The sequence below is a fragment of the Pseudomonas sp. A34-9 genome, from assembly GCF_029543085.1.
In the GTDB taxonomy this organism is placed as follows: Bacteria; Pseudomonadota; Gammaproteobacteria; order Pseudomonadales; family Pseudomonadaceae; genus Aquipseudomonas.
In genome coordinates this window covers 6,449,998-6,468,350 of the sequence record NZ_CP119967.1, presented here as the reverse complement: position 1 = coordinate 6,468,350, position 18,353 = coordinate 6,449,998, and the positions used below count along the sequence as shown (strand labels likewise).

The 18,353-nt window shown below is 60.3% G+C and carries 11 protein-coding genes; 5 read left to right on the top strand and 6 right to left on the bottom strand.

Translation table 11 applies throughout. The features are described 5' to 3' along the window. Positions 1-4: 4 nt before the first annotated feature. Complete coding sequence (uvrD, locus tag P3G59_RS29095) at positions 5-2,188, bottom strand: DNA helicase II (protein ID WP_277759906.1); 2,184 nt, start codon at positions 2,186-2,188, stop codon at positions 5-7. Positions 2,189-2,445: 257 nt separating this feature from the next. On the opposite strand from uvrD, the gene P3G59_RS29090 reads away from it, so the two are divergent. From P3G59_RS29090 to P3G59_RS29080, 3 genes are all read left to right on the top strand, one after another. Beyond that, complete coding sequence (locus P3G59_RS29090; RefSeq protein WP_277759905.1) at positions 2,446-5,316, top strand: GGDEF domain-containing phosphodiesterase; 2,871 nt, start codon at positions 2,446-2,448, stop codon at positions 5,314-5,316. Positions 5,317-5,443: 127 nt separating this feature from the next. Continuing rightward, positions 5,444-6,310, top strand: coding sequence for a transcriptional regulator HexR (gene hexR, locus P3G59_RS29085; RefSeq protein ID WP_007912071.1), 867 nt, complete (start codon positions 5,444-5,446; stop codon positions 6,308-6,310). A gap of 153 nt (positions 6,311-6,463) precedes the next feature. After that, positions 6,464-6,667, top strand: coding sequence for a hypothetical protein (locus P3G59_RS29080; protein WP_008078845.1), 204 nt, complete (start codon positions 6,464-6,466; stop codon positions 6,665-6,667). Here P3G59_RS29080 and P3G59_RS29075 read toward each other — a convergent pair. After that, positions 6,609-7,571 (bottom strand): LysR family transcriptional regulator, encoded by a 963-nt coding sequence (locus P3G59_RS29075; RefSeq protein WP_038359429.1) that lies wholly within the window; start codon positions 7,569-7,571, stop codon positions 6,609-6,611. The genes P3G59_RS29080 and P3G59_RS29075 overlap by 59 nt on opposite strands. A gap of 190 nt (positions 7,572-7,761) precedes the next feature. On the opposite strand from P3G59_RS29075, the gene P3G59_RS29070 reads away from it, so the two are divergent. Both P3G59_RS29070 and oadA read left to right on the top strand, forming a co-directional pair. After that, on the top strand, positions 7,762-9,177 hold the full coding sequence (locus tag P3G59_RS29070) for an acetyl-CoA carboxylase biotin carboxylase subunit (protein WP_025112637.1): 1,416 nt from the start codon (positions 7,762-7,764) through the stop codon (positions 9,175-9,177). 101 nt (positions 9,178-9,278) lie between these two features. Next, a complete protein-coding gene (oadA, locus tag P3G59_RS29065; protein WP_277759903.1) occupies positions 9,279-11,087 on the top strand; it encodes a sodium-extruding oxaloacetate decarboxylase subunit alpha in 1,809 nt (602 codons plus the stop codon). Between the two features lie 183 nt (positions 11,088-11,270). Here the strand turns inward: oadA and P3G59_RS29060 are convergent, their stop codons facing one another. From P3G59_RS29060 to P3G59_RS29045, 4 genes are all read right to left on the bottom strand, one after another. Further along, positions 11,271-13,442 carry an autotransporter outer membrane beta-barrel domain-containing protein gene (locus tag P3G59_RS29060; protein WP_277759902.1) on the bottom strand — a complete coding sequence of 724 codons (2,172 nt, stop codon included), beginning with the start codon at positions 13,440-13,442 and terminating at the stop codon, positions 11,271-11,273. Positions 13,443-13,641: 199 nt separating this feature from the next. Then, the gene (locus P3G59_RS29055; RefSeq protein ID WP_277759901.1) at positions 13,642-16,599 is read right to left on the bottom strand and encodes an autotransporter outer membrane beta-barrel domain-containing protein; all 2,958 of its coding nucleotides are present in this window, start codon (positions 16,597-16,599) and stop codon (positions 13,642-13,644) included. 84 nt (positions 16,600-16,683) lie between these two features. Continuing rightward, positions 16,684-17,520, bottom strand: a complete 837-nt coding sequence (locus P3G59_RS29050) for an amino acid ABC transporter permease (RefSeq protein ID WP_277759900.1) — start codon at positions 17,518-17,520, stop codon at positions 16,684-16,686. After that, positions 17,517-18,338 (bottom strand): ABC transporter substrate-binding protein, encoded by an 822-nt coding sequence (locus P3G59_RS29045; protein ID WP_277759899.1) that lies wholly within the window; start codon positions 18,336-18,338, stop codon positions 17,517-17,519. The genes P3G59_RS29050 and P3G59_RS29045 overlap by 4 nt, the downstream gene beginning before the upstream one ends. Between the last annotated feature and the right edge of the window lie 15 nt (positions 18,339-18,353).

Genomic DNA, 18,353 nt, shown 5'->3' with positions numbered 1-18,353 from the left:
GCCTTTAAATAGCTTCCAGCTTGGCGTAACCCAGCATCAGCCACTTGCTGCCTTCGCTGAAGTTAACCTGCACCCGAGCCTGCGCGCCGGCACCTTCGAAGTTGAGGATCACGCCGTCACCAAAGATCGAATGGCGTACCGCCTGACCTAGGCTGAAACCCGTTTCCGGGATTTCGCTGCCACTGAACAGGTTGCTGCCGCTCATCGACTGATTACCGCCGAACGGACGGCTGACGCTATTCGACAAACGCACTTCCTGAATAAGACCTTTCGGCACTTCGCGTACGAAACGCGAAACCTTGTTGTAGGTTTCACTGCCGTACAGGCGTCGGGTTTCAGCGTAGGTCATCACCAGATTTTGCATCGCCCGGGTGATGCCGACGTAGGCCAGGCGCCGCTCTTCCTCAAGGCGACCCGGCTCTTCCAGGCTCATCTTGTGCGGGAACAGGCCTTCTTCCATGCCCACGAGGAACACGTAAGGGAATTCCAGGCCTTTGGCGCTGTGCAGCGTCATCAACTGAATACTGTCTTCGTGCTCGTCGGCCTGAGTGTCGCCGGCTTCCAGCGAAGCGTGGCCGAGGAAAGCTGCCAGTGGCGTCAGCTCTTCGTCTTCTTCGGTGTTCTCGAAGTTGCGCGCGGCGCTGACCAGTTCCTCAAGGTTTTCTACCCGGGCCTGGCCTTTTTCACCTTTTTCCGCTTCGTGATAGGCAATGAGGCCGGACTGCTCGATGACGGTTTGCGTCATCAGGTGCAGCGGCATTTCCATGCATTTGGCGGCGAGGTTTTCGATCAGCTCGATAAACGCACCCAACGCACCCGCCGCGCGACCGGTCAGGCCTTTATTGGCGACCAGTTGGCGCATCGCTTCCCACATCGATACATCGCTGTGGCGCGCGTGCTCGCGAATCGCCTCGACGGTTTTTTCGCCAATGCCACGGGCCGGCACGTTGATCACCCGCTCCAGCGCCGCATCGTTGCCGCGCCCTTCGAGCAAACGCAGATACGCCATGGCGTTCTTGATTTCCGCACGCTCGAAGAAGCGCTGGCCGCCGTAGATGCGGTACGGAATGCGCTCGCGCAGCAAGGCTTCTTCCAGAACGCGTGATTGGGCGTTGGAGCGGTACAGAATCGCGATATCGCTACGCGCCAAGCCGGTTTTCAGCGCGCTTTCGATGGTTTCGACAACGTAGCGTGCTTCGTCGTGTTCGTTGAACGCGGCGTACAGATTGATTGCTTCGCCATCACCGCCGTCGGTCCATAGTTCTTTACCGAGACGTCCTGTGTTGTTGGCGATCAGTGCGTTGGCGGCTTTGAGGATGCCGGCGGTGGAGCGGTAGTTCTGCTCCAGACGAATGGTCACCGAATCGGCGAAGTCGGAAGAATACTGATGAATGTTTTCGATCTTCGCACCACGCCAGCCGTAAATCGACTGATCGTCGTCGCCCACTACCATCAGGCTGTCGCCGCCCTTGCCGAGCAGGCGCAGCCAGGCGTATTGCACGGCGTTGGTGTCCTGGAACTCGTCCACCAGAATATGGCGGAAACGCTTTTGGTAGTGCGCCAGCAAGCCCGGGTGATCGCGCCACAGGTCGAGGGCGCGCAGCAGTAATTCGGAGAAATCGATGACGCCGGCACGCAGGCACGCCGCCTCGTAGGCCTCGTAGATGCCGCGCATGGTCGCCAGGTACAGATCGCCGCTGGCCTGAATGTGTTGCGGGCGCAGGCCTTCGTCTTTCTGCCCGTTGATGAACCATTGCGCCTGGCGCGCGGGCCAGCGTTGCTCGTCGAGGCCGAGTTCGCGGATCACCCGCTTGACCAGCCGTTGCTGGTCGTCGCTGTCGAGAATCTGGAACGTCTGGCTCAAGCCCGCTTCCTGCCAGTGCGCCCGCAACAAGCGGTGCGCCAGGCCGTGGAAGGTGCCGACCCACATGCCGGCCGGGTTGATACCCAGCAACTGTTCGATGCGATGACGCATCTCGGCAGCGGCCTTGTTGGTGAAGGTCACCGACAGGATGGAGTGGGGCGAGGCGTTTTCGACCTGGATCAACCAGGCGATACGGTGCACCAGCACTCGGGTTTTACCGGAGCCAGCACCGGCCAGGACCAACTGACGGCCAACGGGGGCTGCTACGGCCTGGCGTTGGGCATCGTTGAGGGAGTTCAGCAGAAGGGAGAGATCATCGCGCATCGGGGCATTCTAGGGTGCGCCGCAGGCCCGGGCAAACCGAGCTTTGCATTAGCCGATGAAAGTCCTGTCGATGACGACCGGTCGGTCACTGCCTACAGGCATCGGCCCGCCGCGCTCCAAGGGATTTGCTGCTGGCCAGGAGCGCAAAAGTTTCGCTGAAATTATGATCTGGAGCAGTTTGGCAACGGGATCGGCTTGTGTATGCTCCGTCCACGTTTCGGGCGCACGCCCTCCTTATAAGAACAAGAACGTTGCCCATGACCCTCAGCTCCGATCTGTCGGGCCCCTCTGTGGAACCCCGGGTTATCCGCAAGCGCTACGCCACCGAAATGGCGGTCGAGCGCACGCGCCTGCTGTATCAGGGCTCGTTGTTGCCCACACTTTTCATGTTGATCAATGGTCTGGTCTGCGCCGGCCTGCTCTGGAGCCCGCAGCGCTACTTCGTGGTCAGTGTCTGGCTGGTGTGGTTGCTGTCGCTGGTTGCATTGCGCGTGATCCAGGTCGCAGCGTTCGATTCGGCGATCCCTGATCGTCAGGCCCAGCCGATCTGGCGAAGGATGTTTCTGCTTGGCTCGACCATGACCGGTCTGACGCTGGCCGGTGCCGGCATCGCCCTGGTGCCCGCCGACAACTTCATACAACAGGCCTGGGTGTTCGGCCTGATTGGCGCCGCAACCCTGTCCGCCAGCGTCGCCTACGCGGTGAGCCTGCCAGCGTTTCTCTCCTTTACCTTGCCCTGTCTGTTGCCGGCGATCGGCTACCTGTTCTGGGGCGGCGACGAACAGGCGCGCGGTTGGGGCTGGCTCGGGCTGATTCTGCTCGGCTCCTTGAGCGTGGTGGCGTGGCAGGTCAATCGGCTGATCGATCGCGGCTTGCTGCGGCGGTTCCAGAATCAGCACCTGATTGAGCATCTGCAACAGACGCAATCGCGCAGCGAACAGCTCAATCAGGAGTTGGCCACGGAAATCGAACACCGGCGCTGCGCCGAAGGCAGGTTGCGTGAAGCTCATGTCGAACTCGAAGACCGTGTCGCCCAGCGCAGCCGCGAACTGGATGCCGCCAATCAGGCCTTGAGCAAAAGCGAAGCGCGGCTGGCGCTCGCCCTGAAGGCCAGTGAGTTGGGGCTGTGGGACTGGAACCTGCAAACCGACGAGGTCCACCACACGCAGATTCAGGAACTGTTCGGCCTCGCTCCGGAATACGTCACGGCGCTCCTGCGCGACCTCAAGCCACGCCTGCACCCCGAAGATGTGCCGACGTTGAAATACGCGTTGATCGAGCATTTGAAGGGGCGCACCGAGGACTATCAGATCGAATACCGCGTGCGTCACAGCGATGGCCATTGGGTCTGGATCGAAGACCGTGGCCGCGCGGTAGAACGCAGCGACAGCGGCCGGGTGATCCGCATGGTCGGCACCCGGCGCGACATCAGTGCCAGTAAGAGTCTCGAAGAGCAGCAACGGCTGGCGGCGACGGTGTTCGAAGCAGCCAGTGAAGGCATCGTGATTCTCGATCCGAACTACGCGCTGATCGCAATCAATCAGGCGTTCAGCCGGGTCACCGGTTACGACATCGAGGACATGCTCGGACGCAACGTCGTCGAATTGCCGTGCAGCCGCGATGCCCGCCGCCATTACGTCGCGATCCGTCATGCACTGGAGCAGCACGGCAGTTGGCAGGGCGAACTGGTGGAGACGCGCAAAAACGGCGAGTTGTACCCGCAGTGGCTGCAGTTGAATGCGGTGCGCGATAGTCGCGGAAATGTCAGTCATATTGTCGGCTTCTTCGCCGATCTTTCAGCGCGGCGCGAATCCGAAGAGCGCATGCGTTACCTGACTCACTACGACGAGCTCACCGGCCTCGCCAACCGCTCGCTGTTCCGCGAGCGCCTGCACGAAGCGCATCAGCGTTCGCGTCAGGGCCGGCGCAGTCTGGCGTTGCTGCACATCAACCTGGATCGCTTCAAATTGCTCAACGACAGCCTCGGACACGAAGTCGCTGACCAGTTGCTGCAGAAGATGGCGCGCCGACTGGTCAATGCCTTGCCGGAAGCCGACACCATCGCGCGGCTGTCCGGCGATGAGTTCGCCGTACTGTTCGACGCCTACGGCAATCTGTCGAGTCTGGCCCGGGTCGCCACGCGCTTGTCGACCAAACTGCGTTTGCCGCTGACCGTGGAAGGGCATGAACTGGTGGTCAGCGCCTCGATGGGCATCAGCATGCTGCCGGACAACGCCCGGGAGATTTCTGCGCTGGTCAGTCAATCGAACATGGCCATGCAACACGCCAAGCATCTGGGCGGCAACAACTTCCAGTTCTACACCGACAGCCTGCAAGCCAGCACCCTTGAGCGCTTGCAGCTGGAAAACCAGTTGCGCAAAGCCATCGAAGAAAAGCAGCTCAAAGTGTTCTATCAGCCCAAGTTGTGCCTTGAAACCGGGCGGCTGAATGCCGCGGAAGCACTGGTGCGTTGGGATCATCCGAGCATGGGCCGAGTACCGCCGGGGGATTTCATCGGGCTCGCCGAGGAAACCGGTCTGATCGGGCCGATCGGCGAATTCGTCCTGCGCCAGGCGTGCTGGCAGGCCTGTGAATGGCAGCGTCAGGGGCTGGAGCCGATCCGCGTTTCGGTGAACCTGTCGGTGCATCAATTGCGTCAGGGCAAGCTGGTCAGTCTGGTGCGGCAGGTGCTGGAGGAAACCGGTCTGGCGCCGCACTACCTCGAGCTGGAGCTGACCGAAAGCCAGTTGCTCGACAGCGTCGAACACATTATCGCGACCTTCCAGCAGCTACGTGATCTGGGAGTGAAACTGGCCATCGATGATTTCGGCACGGGCTATTCGTCGTTGAGTTATCTCAAGCGCATTCCGGTGGATTACGTGAAGATCGATCAGGCGTTCATTCGCGGGTTGGGTGAGGGCAGCGAAGATGCGGCGATCACTCGCGCGATCATTGCCATGGCCCACGGGCTGTCGCTGAAAGTGGTGGCGGAGGGCGTCGAGCGCCAGGATCAGCTGGAATTTCTACGCGCTGAGCGTTGCGATGAGGTGCAGGGCTATCTGATCAGTCGGCCGGTGGAAGCTGCCAGTCTGGCCGGGCTTCTGCGCGAACAGGAAAAACTGTTTTAAGGGCTACATGTACCTCATCGCGCCTGATATGGGGACATCGAGTTACGCATTGAGCAGGCAAAAAGCCAATTCATGTAGTATAACTACAAGCGTGCTACATCCTTGCCCATAAGAAGAGTCCAGCCCCTTGAATCTGCTGCAACACATCGCCCAGTCACGTCACCTGTTACGCAAGTCGGAGCTCAAGGTCGCCGACCACGTGCTGCTTGACCCTGCGGCGGTGATGCACAGTTCCATGGCCGACCTGGCCCACAGCGTCGGCATCAGTGAGCCGACCATCGTGCGCTTCTGTCGCGCCATCGGTTGTTCCGGTTTTCAGGATCTCAAACTCAAACTGGCGCAAAGCCTGGCCGCCGGCGCCAGCTTCGGTCAGTTCGCGATCCATGAAGATGACTCGGTTGCCGATTACAGCCTGAAAATTTTCGACACCACGTTGCATACCTTGATGGAGGTTCGCGAGAAGCTCGATCCGGTCGAGTTGCAGCGCGCGGTGACGCTGATGTCGCAGGCGCAGCGCGTCGAGTTTTACGGCTTTGGTGCCTCGGGCGCGGTGGCGGCGGATGCGCAGCACAAGTTCTTTCGTTTGCTGCTGACGGCGGCGGCGTATTCCGATCCGCACATGCAGGCGATGTCGGCGGTGACGTTGAAGCCGACCGATGTGGCGATCTGTATTTCGCAGTCCGGGCGTTCCAAGGATCTGCTGATCACCGCCAATCTGGTGCGTGAGAGCGGCGCTTCGCTGATTACCCTGTGCCCGAGCCAGACGCCGCTGGCTGAGCTGTCGACGGTCAATCTGGCGATCGATGTGCATGAAGACACTGAAATCTATACGCCGCTGACTTCGCGCATTGCGCACCTGGTGGTGATTGATGTGTTAGCGATGGGCGTGGCGATGGCGCGTGGGCCGAGCCTGGTCAATCACCTCAAGAGCGTGAAGCGCAGTCTGCGCAGCTTGCGCTTGTCGCCCAAGGCCGCCAAAGCGCTGGATGATTAAGAGCAAAAGATCGCAGCCTTCGGCAGCTCCTGCACGGATCAATGCAGGAGCTGCCGAAGGCTGCGATCTTTTGCTTTTCGACGGTCACTTTCATCAAACCGTCATCCCTCCCGCCTATCGTGAAACTCCCGTAAACGCCTTGGGAGACTCGAAATGGCTCAGCCTTACGAAGAACGCAACAGCGCCGCGAAAACCCGTCGTCAGCAGGAAGACCAACGCCGCATGGAATTTCGCCGCGCTATCGAAGATCGCTTCGAACTCCGCCAGCTTCAGGCCGAAATCGGCGACTTTCCCGAGATCACTCACTGGCAGGCAGCGCCCGCAGCTTCCCGTCGAAGCGCTCAACCAGCGCGCTGATCTGTACGCGTTCGCTGCGAATGAACGCCAGGAAGGCGTGCGCCACCGGTGACAGGCGTTTCGCTTTCGCTTGCACCAGGCACCAGCTACGCAGCAGCGGCAGTTCTTCGACCGGCAGCTCGACGAGTCCGCCGGTCGCCAGCTCCAGGTTCAGGGCGTGGCGCGTCAACAGCGCCAGGCCCAGGCCCGCCTGCACGCATTCACGCTGAGCTTCGGCCGAGGCCACTTCCTGGGTTTGAGTGAAGTGCACGCGCTTCTCTTTGAAATACTCTTCGCAGGCCAGTCGCGTACCCGAGCCGGGTTCGCGGATCAGCAGCGTGTAGGGTTCAAGGTCCTGCAAACGCAGCGGGCCCATGTGCGCCAACGGGTGATCAGGACGCGCTACCGCAACAATCGGATTGTTGAGAAACGGCAGGAATTCCAGGCCCATGTCTTGCGGCACCATCGACATGATGACCAAGTCATCGCGGTTGTCCGACAGTCGTCGAATGACTTGTCCGCGGTTGACCACGGTCAGTTGCAGATTCACCTCCGGGTGCTGGCGCTTGAACGCGGCGAACAGGTGCGGGACGAAATATTTGGCGCTGGATTCCACCGCCAGTTTCAGCTGGCCCTGCAGCGACCCCTGCATGTCCGACAGCTGCATATCGAGGTTTTCCAGGCGCCCGAAAATGTCCCGGCTGGCGCGCTGAAGTGCTTCAGCGGCTTCGGTCATGTAGAGTTTTTTACCGACATAATCGAATAATGGCTGCCCGATCAGCTCTTCGAGCTGACGAATCTGTAGGCTGACGGCCGGTTGCGTGAGGGACATTTCCTCGGCTGCGCGGCTGTAAGAACGTAAATCACACACTTCGTTGAAGATCTGCAATTGACGCAATGTCATACGCATCAATGACTTACGCATTTCTTATAGGCTCTGTCGGCGGGCTGATCGTTTAACTATAAGTCTTTACTTATGGCTAACCCAATTTTTATTCATTTTTGTTAATCCCTCATGAGCGCTAGTGTGGACCTGCGACTAAATTGAAACATTTGGTCACGCGTCGACCTGGGTCTAGCAGGTCGTGGTGCCACCGGCTCAAGGGAACCTCCAAGTGATAACAAAGATCCTGATCGCCAACCGTGGTGAGATTGCCGTACGAATCGTGCGAGCCTGCGCCGAAATGGGCATTCGCTCGGTTGCGATTTTTTCCGACGCCGACCGTCATGCCTTGCATGTGAAGCGTGCGGACGAGGCCCACAGCATTGGAGCCGAGCCACTGGCCGGTTACCTGAACCCGCGCAAGCTGGTGAACCTTGCGGTTGAAACCGGCTGCGATGCGCTGCACCCAGGCTACGGTTTCCTGTCGGAAAATGCCGAGCTGGCAGACATCTGCGCTGAACGCGGCATCAAATTCATCGGCCCGTCGGCGGAAGTCATTCGCCGCATGGGCGACAAGACCGAAGCGCGCCGCAGCATGATCAAGGCCGGTGTACCGGTGACGCCGGGTACAGAAGGCAATGTTGCTGACATCGAAGAGGCTTTGGCCGAGGGCGACCGGATCGGTTACCCGGTGATGCTCAAGGCCACTTCCGGTGGTGGCGGTCGCGGCATCCGTCGCTGCAATAGCCGCGAAGAACTGGAACAGAATTTCCCTCGGGTGATTTCCGAAGCCACCAAGGCGTTCGGTTCCGCTGAAGTGTTCCTGGAAAAATGCATCGTCAATCCCAAGCACATCGAAGCGCAGATCCTCGGCGACAGCTTCGGCAACGTCGTGCACCTGTTCGAGCGTGATTGCTCGATCCAGCGTCGCAATCAGAAGCTCATCGAAATCGCTCCGAGCCCGCAACTGACGCCGGAACAGCGCGCCTACATCGGTGACCTGTCGGTGCGTGCGGCCAAGGCGGTGGGTTACGAGAACGCCGGCACCGTGGAGTTCCTGCTCGCTGAAGGCGAGGTGTACTTCATGGAGATGAACACCCGGGTGCAGGTGGAACACACCATTACCGAAGAAATCACCGGGATCGACATCGTCCGCGAGCAGATCCGCATTGCCTCCGGCCTGCCGCTGTCGGTGAAGCAGGAAGACATTCAGCACCGTGGTTTCGCATTGCAGTTCCGTATCAACGCCGAAGACCCGAAGAACAACTTCCTGCCGAGCTTCGGCAAGATCACCCGTTACTACGCCCCCGGCGGTCCAGGCGTGCGCACCGATACAGCGATTTACACCGGCTACACCATCCCGCCGTTCTACGACTCGATGTGCCTGAAACTGGTGGTGTGGGCACTGACCTGGGAAGAGGCCATGGACCGTGGCCTGCGCGCCCTCGACGACATGCGTCTGCAGGGGGTGAAGACCACCGCCGCGTACTACCAGGAAATCCTGCGCAATCCGGAATTCCGTAGCGGCCAGTTCAATACCAGCTTCGTTGAAAGCCACCCTGAACTGACCAACTACTCGATCAAGCGCAAACCCGAAGAGCTGGCCCTGGCCATCGCCGCCGCCATCGCCGCCCACGCAGGCCTATGAATGAAACAGCTGCGAGCTTTTAGCTGCAAGCGGCAAGTAAAAGCAGATTGGCTTTTTCTTGCCGCTCGTAGCTTGAAGCTTGCCGCTATGAGGAGATACCAATGACTAAGAAGATCTTCGTAACCGATACCATCCTGCGCGACGCTCACCAATCGCTGCTCGCCACCCGCATGCGCACCGAAGACATGCTGCCGATCTGCGACAAGCTCGACAAAGTCGGCTACTGGTCGCTGGAATGCTGGGGCGGCGCGACGTTCGATGCGTGCGTACGTTTTCTCAAAGAAGACCCTTGGGAGCGTCTGCGCCAACTGCGTGCCGCGCTGCCTAACACCCGCTTGCAAATGCTCCTGCGCGGCCAGAACCTGCTGGGCTACCGCCACTACAGCGACGACGTGGTCAAGGCCTTCGTTGCCAAGGCTGCGGTGAATGGCATCGACGTGTTCCGCATCTTCGACGCGATGAACGACGTGCGTAACCTGCGCGTGGCCATCGAGGCGGTGAAAGCGGCCGGCAAACATGCGCAAGGCACCATCGCTTACACCACCAGCCCGGTGCACACCATCGATGCGTTCGTGGCGCAAGCCAAGCAAATGGAAGCGATGGGTTGCGACTCGGTAGCGATCAAGGACATGGCCGGTCTGCTGACCCCGTACGCCACCGGTGAACTGGTGCGTGCGTTGAAAGCCGAGCAGTCGCTGCCGGTGTTCATCCACTCGCACGACACTGCCGGTCTCGCGACCATGTGCCAGCTCAAGGCAATCGAAAACGGCGCCGACCACATCGACACCGCGATCTCCAGTTTCGCTTCGGGCACCAGCCACCCGGGCACCGAGTCGATGGTCGCGGCGCTCAAGGGCACCGAGTACGACACCGGTCTGAACCTCGAACTGCTGCAAGAGATCGGCCTGTACTTCTACGCCGTGCGCAAGAAGTACCACCAGTTCGAAAGCGAATTCACCGCCGTCGACACCCGCGTGCAAGTCAACCAGGTGCCGGGCGGGATGATCTCCAACCTCGCCAATCAGTTGAAAGAACAGGGCGCCCTGAACCGCATGGCCGAAGTGCTGGCGGAAATCCCGCGTGTACGTGAAGACCTCGGCTTCCCGCCGCTGGTGACGCCGACTTCGCAGATCGTCGGTACTCAGGCGTTCTTCAACGTACTGGCCGGCGAGCGTTACAAGACCATCACCAACGAAGTGAAGCTGTACCTGCAGGGCGGTTACGGCAAGGCGCCGGGCGTGGTCAACGAAAAACTGCGTCGTCAGGCGATCGGCAGCGAAGAAGTCATCGACGTGCGTCCGGCCGATCTGCTCAAGCCGGAAATGACCAAGCTGCGTGCCGACATCGGCGCGCTGGCCAAGTCGGAAGAAGACGTACTGACCTTTGCCATGTTCCCGGACATCGGCCGCAAGTTCCTCGAAGAGCGTGCCGCCGGCACCCTCACGCCGGAAGTGCTGCTGCCGATTCCAGAGGCGGGTAGCGTGGCTTCGGCGGGCGGCGAAGGCGTGCCGACCGAGTTCGTCATCGACGTCCACGGCGAAACCTACCGCGTCGACATCACCGGTGTCGGTGTCAAGGCGGAAGGCAAGCGTCACTTCTACCTGTCCATCGACGGCATGCCGGAAGAAGTGGTGTTCGAACCGCTCAACGAATTCGTTGGCGGTGGCAGCAGCAAGCGCAAGCAAGCCTCTGCACCGGGCCATGTCAGCACCACCATGCCAGGCAACATCGTTGATGTGCTGGTCAAGGAGGGCGACACCGTCAAGGCGGGTCAGGCTGTGCTGATCACCGAAGCGATGAAGATGGAAACCGAAGTCCAGGCTGCGGTTGCCGGCAAGGTCACCGCGATTCATGTGGCCAAGGGAGATCGCGTCAATCCGGGTGAAATTCTGATCGAGATCGAAGGCTGAGATAACGGCCGCGATCCAACGCTTTAAACCTCGGGGGGGCATGTGCTCCCCTTTTTTTTGCCTGAATTTTTCATCTGCAGGAGCTGCCGAAGGCTGCGATCTTTTGATGTTGCTTTGGGTTAATAAAAACAAAGATCAAAAGATCGCAGCCTTCGGCAGCTCCTACAGAGAGCGTTGTGTCAGTTAGAACGCCATGCGCCATTGGCCCATCACGCCGTGAGTGCGGCTGTCAGTGGCCATTTCGCCGGTAAGGCCCAGCCCGACTGTATGGTTGGCAGACAGCCCGAGGTCGAGACCGGCATCCACGGACAGGCTGTTTCGATCCAGCGCGGCACCGGCAATCTCAAAGCGTTTGCCACCCTTGACCAGTTGCTGGCGGGTGTCGCTTTCAATCTCGCCAAAGGTGTGTTTCCAGCCGGCACTGAATCGCGGCGTCAACGTCATGCCGTTATCCAGTCGAGTAATTTTTGCCGTACGCAGACCGAAGGTGCTGCTGAGATTGTCGCGGGTTTGCCCAAAGACTTTCAGCGCCGCGTCCCCACCTTTTTCGCTGTAACTGTCGCGCTGGTAGCGCTGATAGCCGAGGCTGGCGAACGGTTCGAGCGTCGCGTTGTGCCGGCCAACATTGACCGCCAGTTCGGCGAAGGCTTGTTGGGTGTTGGCGTCGTAGTTGCCCTTGAGGCGGTCGCTGAACCCGTTGAAGGCCACGCGCCGTTTGCTGTCGCCGTCATGGCTGGCATAGGTTGCGCCGAGACGCAGCGAGAACGGTCCGTCCTGGCGCACGGCGTAGGCACCGAGGTGCCAACTGTCGAGGTCGCCGTCGTATTGCCGGGCATCAAGACTGGTCTGCGATTTTCCGCCGACCAGGCCGATATGCCATTGCTCATTGAGCCGCCAGTCGGCGCCCATGACCAGACCTTGAGTGGCGTGCTTGAGGGTGCTATCGAAATCGCGGTCGACCTTGCCGCCATGGCCGAGCGCCTGAATCCATACCCGCCCGGAATCGGCAGCGCCAGCGGCCTGACGCGGTGAGTTGCCTGAGCTGTAGGCAGAGCCGTAACGGCTATTCAGTTGTTGCATGGCCGAGAGCATGCTCGCACTGACGGGGGTGATGCTGCTCAGTGTGGCTTTGGCAAGGTTGGCGTTGCTGCCGGCGGCGAGTTGTTCGAGGGCGACCGGCGCAGTTTTTTTGTCGCTGGTCAGTATCGCGGCAACGGCTGCGTTTGCGCGCTTTGGAAGCTGGGGCGTTGAGGGCTTGGCGACGTCGTTTGCGCGTATGACTGCTATTGCGTCCGGTGTGGGCCCTGGCAAAGGGATTGAGGATTCTTCAATACTTGCGGCAAGCGCATGGCTGTTGTCTGAAGTGGCAACGCTCTCAAGTTTCACTTCATTACGGGAGTAGGTCAGACCGACGTCTTTCTCATTGTATTGAACATCCGCTGTCATGAAGGCCAGAGGGTTCTCGACTTTGGCGAAACGACCCTCGACTTTTCCAGCCGTAATAATGGTGTGTTGGCTGCTCGACGGATAATCCCCGGCGGTTTGCAGTTCAAGGGTCGAGTTGCCAAGGTTGGCAACGCCTTCAACGAAGAGGGTCTCGCTTTTACCGGTCGCATTCACTTCATAGGCCAGCGTGGCGGTTGGCGAAAGTTGCAAATCCTTCGACACGCGAGGAGCCCCATGACGCTGACCGACACTGAGTCGACCGTGGACATTCAACGTCTCAGCGACGCCGCTACCGGCGTAATGACCGCGTTCACGCACATGCACGGCACCTGCAATGAGCCCTTTGTTGAGTAAGTCTCCACCTTCGAATACGTCGACCCTGCCGCCAATTGTGCCTCTGTTGATCAGGTTGCCTTGAGCCAGCGCGCCACCCAGAATATTTCCTTTATTGATGAGTGTGGCTTTGGGCCGCACCAGAGCGCCGACTTCGAAGTCCCCATCGCCGCTGCGCGTCCAGGTGCCTTGCTTGACTTCCAGGGCGAGAAAATTGCGGGAATTTTCCAGCGTTCCTTCCTTGGATGCGTCGAATTGCAGAATGTTTTCGCCGCCGCCTCCGTCCACTAATCCCGTAAAACTGCCTTTGCCTTGGACGGTTACCAAGTGGTTACTGTCATCCAGTTGCAGCGCGACACCGTCTGTTGCCTTGTACGCCTTGGTAATCTTGATCGGCACAGTCGTCGGATTTTTCACGAATGTTTCGAGTGCGGACAACAGTGCATCGGGTTCTATTTCATGCTTCGTTTCGAGCTCGAAAGTTGGCTGCTGAGCCATTGAAAAGTCGACAACGCCAATCGCCAGTGCAATCGCCAGAGCCAGATGTTTCGGTTTGCATGTGTGTTGAACGGGCATCGAGTACGGCCTCTTTTGACAGGAGCCCCAACTCTATTGATGCACCGAAAGATCCGATGTCGGCTGCTTCCCGCACGCTTGCAGGCGACGTCGGATCGTTTTGTCGAAAATGGCCGCACAACCTGAGAGCAGTATTTTTACTCAGCTTCAGCGGCGCCTTTTCCTACGGCTAATCAAGAACCCGCCGGCTGTTCAACAATCAAAAACTCATCTGCCACTGCCCAATCAACCCGTGATTGCGACTGTTGCTGCCAATTTCGCCGCTGTAACCCAGACCCAATGTGTGCCGCGCCGAGATCCCCACATCCAGCCCGGCCTCCAGCACCAGACTGTCGCGATCCAGCGAGCTGCCATCGACATTGAACGCCGTGCCGCCGGTCACGAACGCCTGGCGCGTCGAGCTGCTGACATCGCCGTAGGTGTGTTTCCAGCCAGCGGCCATGCGCGGTGTCACGCTCATGCCGTTGTCCAGGCTGCTCAGGTGCGCCAGGCGCAGGCCGAAGGTGCTGCTGAAGTTGTCCTGGGTCTGGCCGTCGACTTGCAGCGCGGCGGCGCCGCCTTTTTCCTTGTAGCTGTCGCGGTGGTAGCGCTGATAACCGAGGCTGGCGAACGGCTCGGCGCTGAGGCGGCCACTGCCCATGGCGTAGCCGATTTCAGCGAAGGCTTGCTGACTGTCGGCGTCGTAGTCGCCTTTCGGGCGGTCGCTGAAACCATTGAAGGCGATGGTGCGTTTGCTCTCACCCTGATGACCGCTGTATGCCGCGCCGAGGCGCAAGGCGATCGGGCCGTTTTGATGCAGCGCGTAGACGCCGGCGTGCCAGCTCTCGACGTTGCCGTCGACGCCGGTCGCGTCCAGATCGGTTTTCGAATAACCGCCCAGTACGCCCAGGCGCCATGCCGGATTCAGTGACCAGTCGGCGCCCAGTACGCTGCCCTTGGTGCGTTGTTCGAGACCACTGCTGCCATGCTCGCCATCGAGTTTGCCGTAGCCGCCGATGCCTTGCAGCCAGAGCCGGCCGCGGGCGTTCGGGTCATTCAGATTGCGCGCCTCGGACGGCACGCCGTTGGCCGCCAGCACGGGCGTATCGCGCTGATCGAGGCCGACCATCAGTCCCGGGCTGCCGCCCATTTGCTGCATCGCCGAGAGCATGCTGCTACCGACCTGACTGCTGGCGCCGAGCGTGGCGCTGGTCAGGTTGGCGTTGCTGGCGCCGGCCAGTTGTTCAATGGCCGCGCCAGCGCTGCTTCGCGTGGTGTTGAGCAGGGCGTTATAGAGCGCGTTGTTCTTGCCCATCGAGGCCAGGCTGGTGGCGGCGTTGCTGCCGTTGCCGGTACTGGCGAAGTCACTGAAGGCGACATCGTTGCGGGTATAGGTCAGGTCGACTTGAGTCGGCGTGTAGGCCAGCGTCGGCGTGAGAAACGCGTAGTCGCTAGTGACCTTGCCGAAGGTGCCGTTGACTTGCCCGGCTTGCAGCACGGTGTAATGGCTCTGCCATGGATAGGTGCCGCTGCCGGGATTCACCGCGAGCGTTGCGCCGTTGAGATTGGCAATGCCGCCGACCTGTAACGGTGCGCTGCTACCGTCGGCATTGACGCCGTAGGCGAGGGTGGACGCGCTGCCCATGTTCAGGTCATGAACAATGGTTGCGCGGCCGAGGCCGGTGTTTGTGCGGAGCGTGCCGTTGACATTGAGATTGCCCACCGAACCGCCCCCGGCGTACACACCGCCGGCATCCACAGTGAGGTTGCCGGCGATGCCGCCCTGATTGATCAGCGTCGCGCCATTGCGCACCGCGCCGCCGTCGCTGAAATCGCCGCTGCCGGTCAACGTCCACGCGCCTTGCTTGACCTCCAGCCATTCAAAGTTGCGACTGGCGCCGAAACTGCCGCCGGCCGCGTCGTCCATCACCACGCGGTCGTAACCGCTGCCGCCATCGACCATGCCAACGAAACGGCTGCCATTACGCAAAGTCAGGCTGTCGTTGCCGCCGCCCAGGTCCAGCGCAAGACCGTTGCTGCCGCTGATGGTGCCGCCGTTGATCACGTTGTCGGCGAATTCGCCGACCAGCTTCACGCCGAAACCGTTGAGGCCTTGAATGATGCCGAAGTTTTCCAGGGTGGTCGCCGCCAACCCTGAACCGCCGCTGCCATCGTCCACCAGAATCGCGCTGTCGGCGCCGCTGATCAGCGCGCCGCGGGCGTTGAGAATGTAACCCCCGCCGAGGGCAATGCCTTCGCTGCCGTTGGCAAAGCCGCCCTTGTCCACACCGCCGGCACCGACACCCTGAATGGTCCCGTAGTTTTCGATGTGGGCGATCTTGTCGATGTCCACGCCGTCGCCGTCACCGTTGGCTTGCAAGCCTGAGTAGGCACCGGTGATGGTGCCGTGGTTGATCACTGTGCCATCGCCATCGGAACCGAAGCCCGAGCCGTTGCGGCCGGTGATCTGCCCATAGTTGATCAGCGTCGCGCCGAGGTCGGTGGTGATGCCGTGGCGACCGCCGGAAATCACCCCGTAGTTGGTGATCGAAACACCCGTCGCAGAATCGATATCGATGCCGTCGAATTTCTCGTCGGCGTTGTGCGAATCGCCGGTGGAGATCTCCCCGTAGTTGGTGATGGTCGCATTGGCGCCGGTCTTCATGCCGTCGCTGGCGTCGCCACGAATCAGTCCGCCTGTGCGGTTGATGATCGTGGTTTTCACCCCGTCGCTGCGCAGTGCATCCAGATCCAGCCCTTGGCCGGTGGTCGAACGAATGATGCCGCTGTTGTCGATCAACAGGCTGCCGCTGACGAAATTGCTGTCGATGCGCAGGGCGTCGTTGGCGCCGAGGATTTGCCCGCCGCTGCGGTTGTAGATTGTGTAATTGCGTGCCTGGCTCAGGTCGCCGCTGCTGTCGATGGCCCGGCCACCGGTGGAAATGATTTTGCCGGCGTTATCGATCACCACACCCGCACCACTGGTCTTGTCTTTCAGGCTCACGGCCTTGCCGCTGTTGGTGATGCTGCCCGGGGCCGAAATCGTCAGCGTGTCGCTACCACCCAGCGTTTGCGCTGCAGTGGTGGCGGTGTCGATCTGCACGGTTTTAGCGTTTGCAGATGTGGCAGCGATCAACAGGGCAATGGCGAGGGACAAGCGCTGGGGCAGGAAGGGCATGGCGGACGGCCTTTTGTTATAAGCGGGCCGTCCTGTATAGCGATGGGTTTTTACAGAATGATGTCTGCGCTGTTGCAGAGCACCTTAACTTCGGCGCACGTACGCCTTGCCGTAATGCCGCTCCATTCGCGCCTGGATCAGCTCCAGTCCGATCGACATCAGCCAATAAATGATCGCCGCCGTGGTGAGCATTTCGATGTAGCGATAACTTGAGCGCCCGTAAGACTGCGCCAGAAACATCACTTCCCACACGCCCATCACCGAGATTAGCGACGAGTCTTTGAGCATCGAGATGAATTGGTTGGTGGTCGGCGGGATGATTGTGCGCATGGCCTGGGGCAAGGTGATGCGCCAGAGAATCACCGAGTCGCGCATGCCCAGAGCCAGCGATGCTTCGCGCTGGCCATAGGGGACGCCAAGAATGCCGGCGCGAAAGATTTCGCTGAGGTACGCGCCATAGTTCAGCGACAGCGCAATGATGCCGGCGACGATAGCGCCGGGCACGATGCCCAGTTGCGGCAGGCCGAGATAGATCAGCAGGATCTGGATCAGCAGCGGGGTGCCGCGAAAGAACGAGGCGTAGAAACTGGCGATACCGAACGCCACAGCGCTTTTCGACAGTCGCGCCAGCGCCGTGACGAAGCCCAGCAATGACGAAGCGACAATCGAGCATACGCACAGAAACAACGTCAGCGCCGCGCCTTGCAGAAAGCCATTGGGTGCAAGCTTGAGGCCGACCAGGTTGGGCAGTTTGTCGACGATAATCGAGAACTTCAGGTCGAAGCTCAGGAAGAATCCGGCGAACAGGCAGAACATCAGCACCCAGGTCAGGTACAGCCGCGTACGAAAACCGAAGAGCCGGCGCAGACGTGATTCAGCCACCGGTTGTGGTGGCTGTGGAGGTGTCGGGAAAGAAGTCATTGGCTGATATCAGCGCCGATCCATTTTTGCGAGAGCTTGCTCAGGGTGCCGTCCTGTTTCAGTTGAGCAAAGACCTCACGCACTTTCGCATCCCATTGCGCATCGCCCTTTTCAATGGCGACCGAGTTCGGCTCCGAGTACAGCGCCTCGCCGGCAAGCTTGAAGCGTTTGTCTGCGTTCAGGCGCGGCTGCGCGGTGACGAGGTTGGTGAGGATCGCATCGAGGCGCACGCCGGCACCGAGGCCCAAGTCCTGGAACGCGACGTTGTCGGTGTCATATGGGGCGATCTGCACCCCTTCGAACGGGTACTGCAACTGTGTGTCTTCAGCGCCTTCGATCACCAGATTCTTGTTCAGATAGCTTTCGTAGCTGGAGGCGCTGGTGAGGCCGACTTTCTTGCCACTCAGATCCTTGGCGCCGTGGATGCGATCGTCCTTGGCGTTGACCACGATCACTGCGGGCGAGGCGTAGTACTCGACCGGGAAATCGAACACTTCGGCGCGGGCCTTGCTCGGGGTCATCGAGCAGATGCAGATGTCGTAGCGCCCGCTCCAGCGGCCGGCGGCAATGACGTCCCAGGACGGCGTTTCGAGTCGCAGCTTAACCCCGAGTTTGTCGGCCACGGCTTTGGCCACATCGACGTCAAAGCCGTCGAGCTGGTTCTGCTCGTTGAGGAACGAGAAGGGTGGGTAGCTTTCCATCAACACGCCGACCAGTTCCTTTTTCTGCTCGACGCGATCCAGCGTGGCGCCACCGAAGGCTTGAGTCGAGGCGGCCAGAATGGTCAGGCCCAGTGCCAGTAGCGGTTGAAATTTCACAGTCGATCCCTGGGC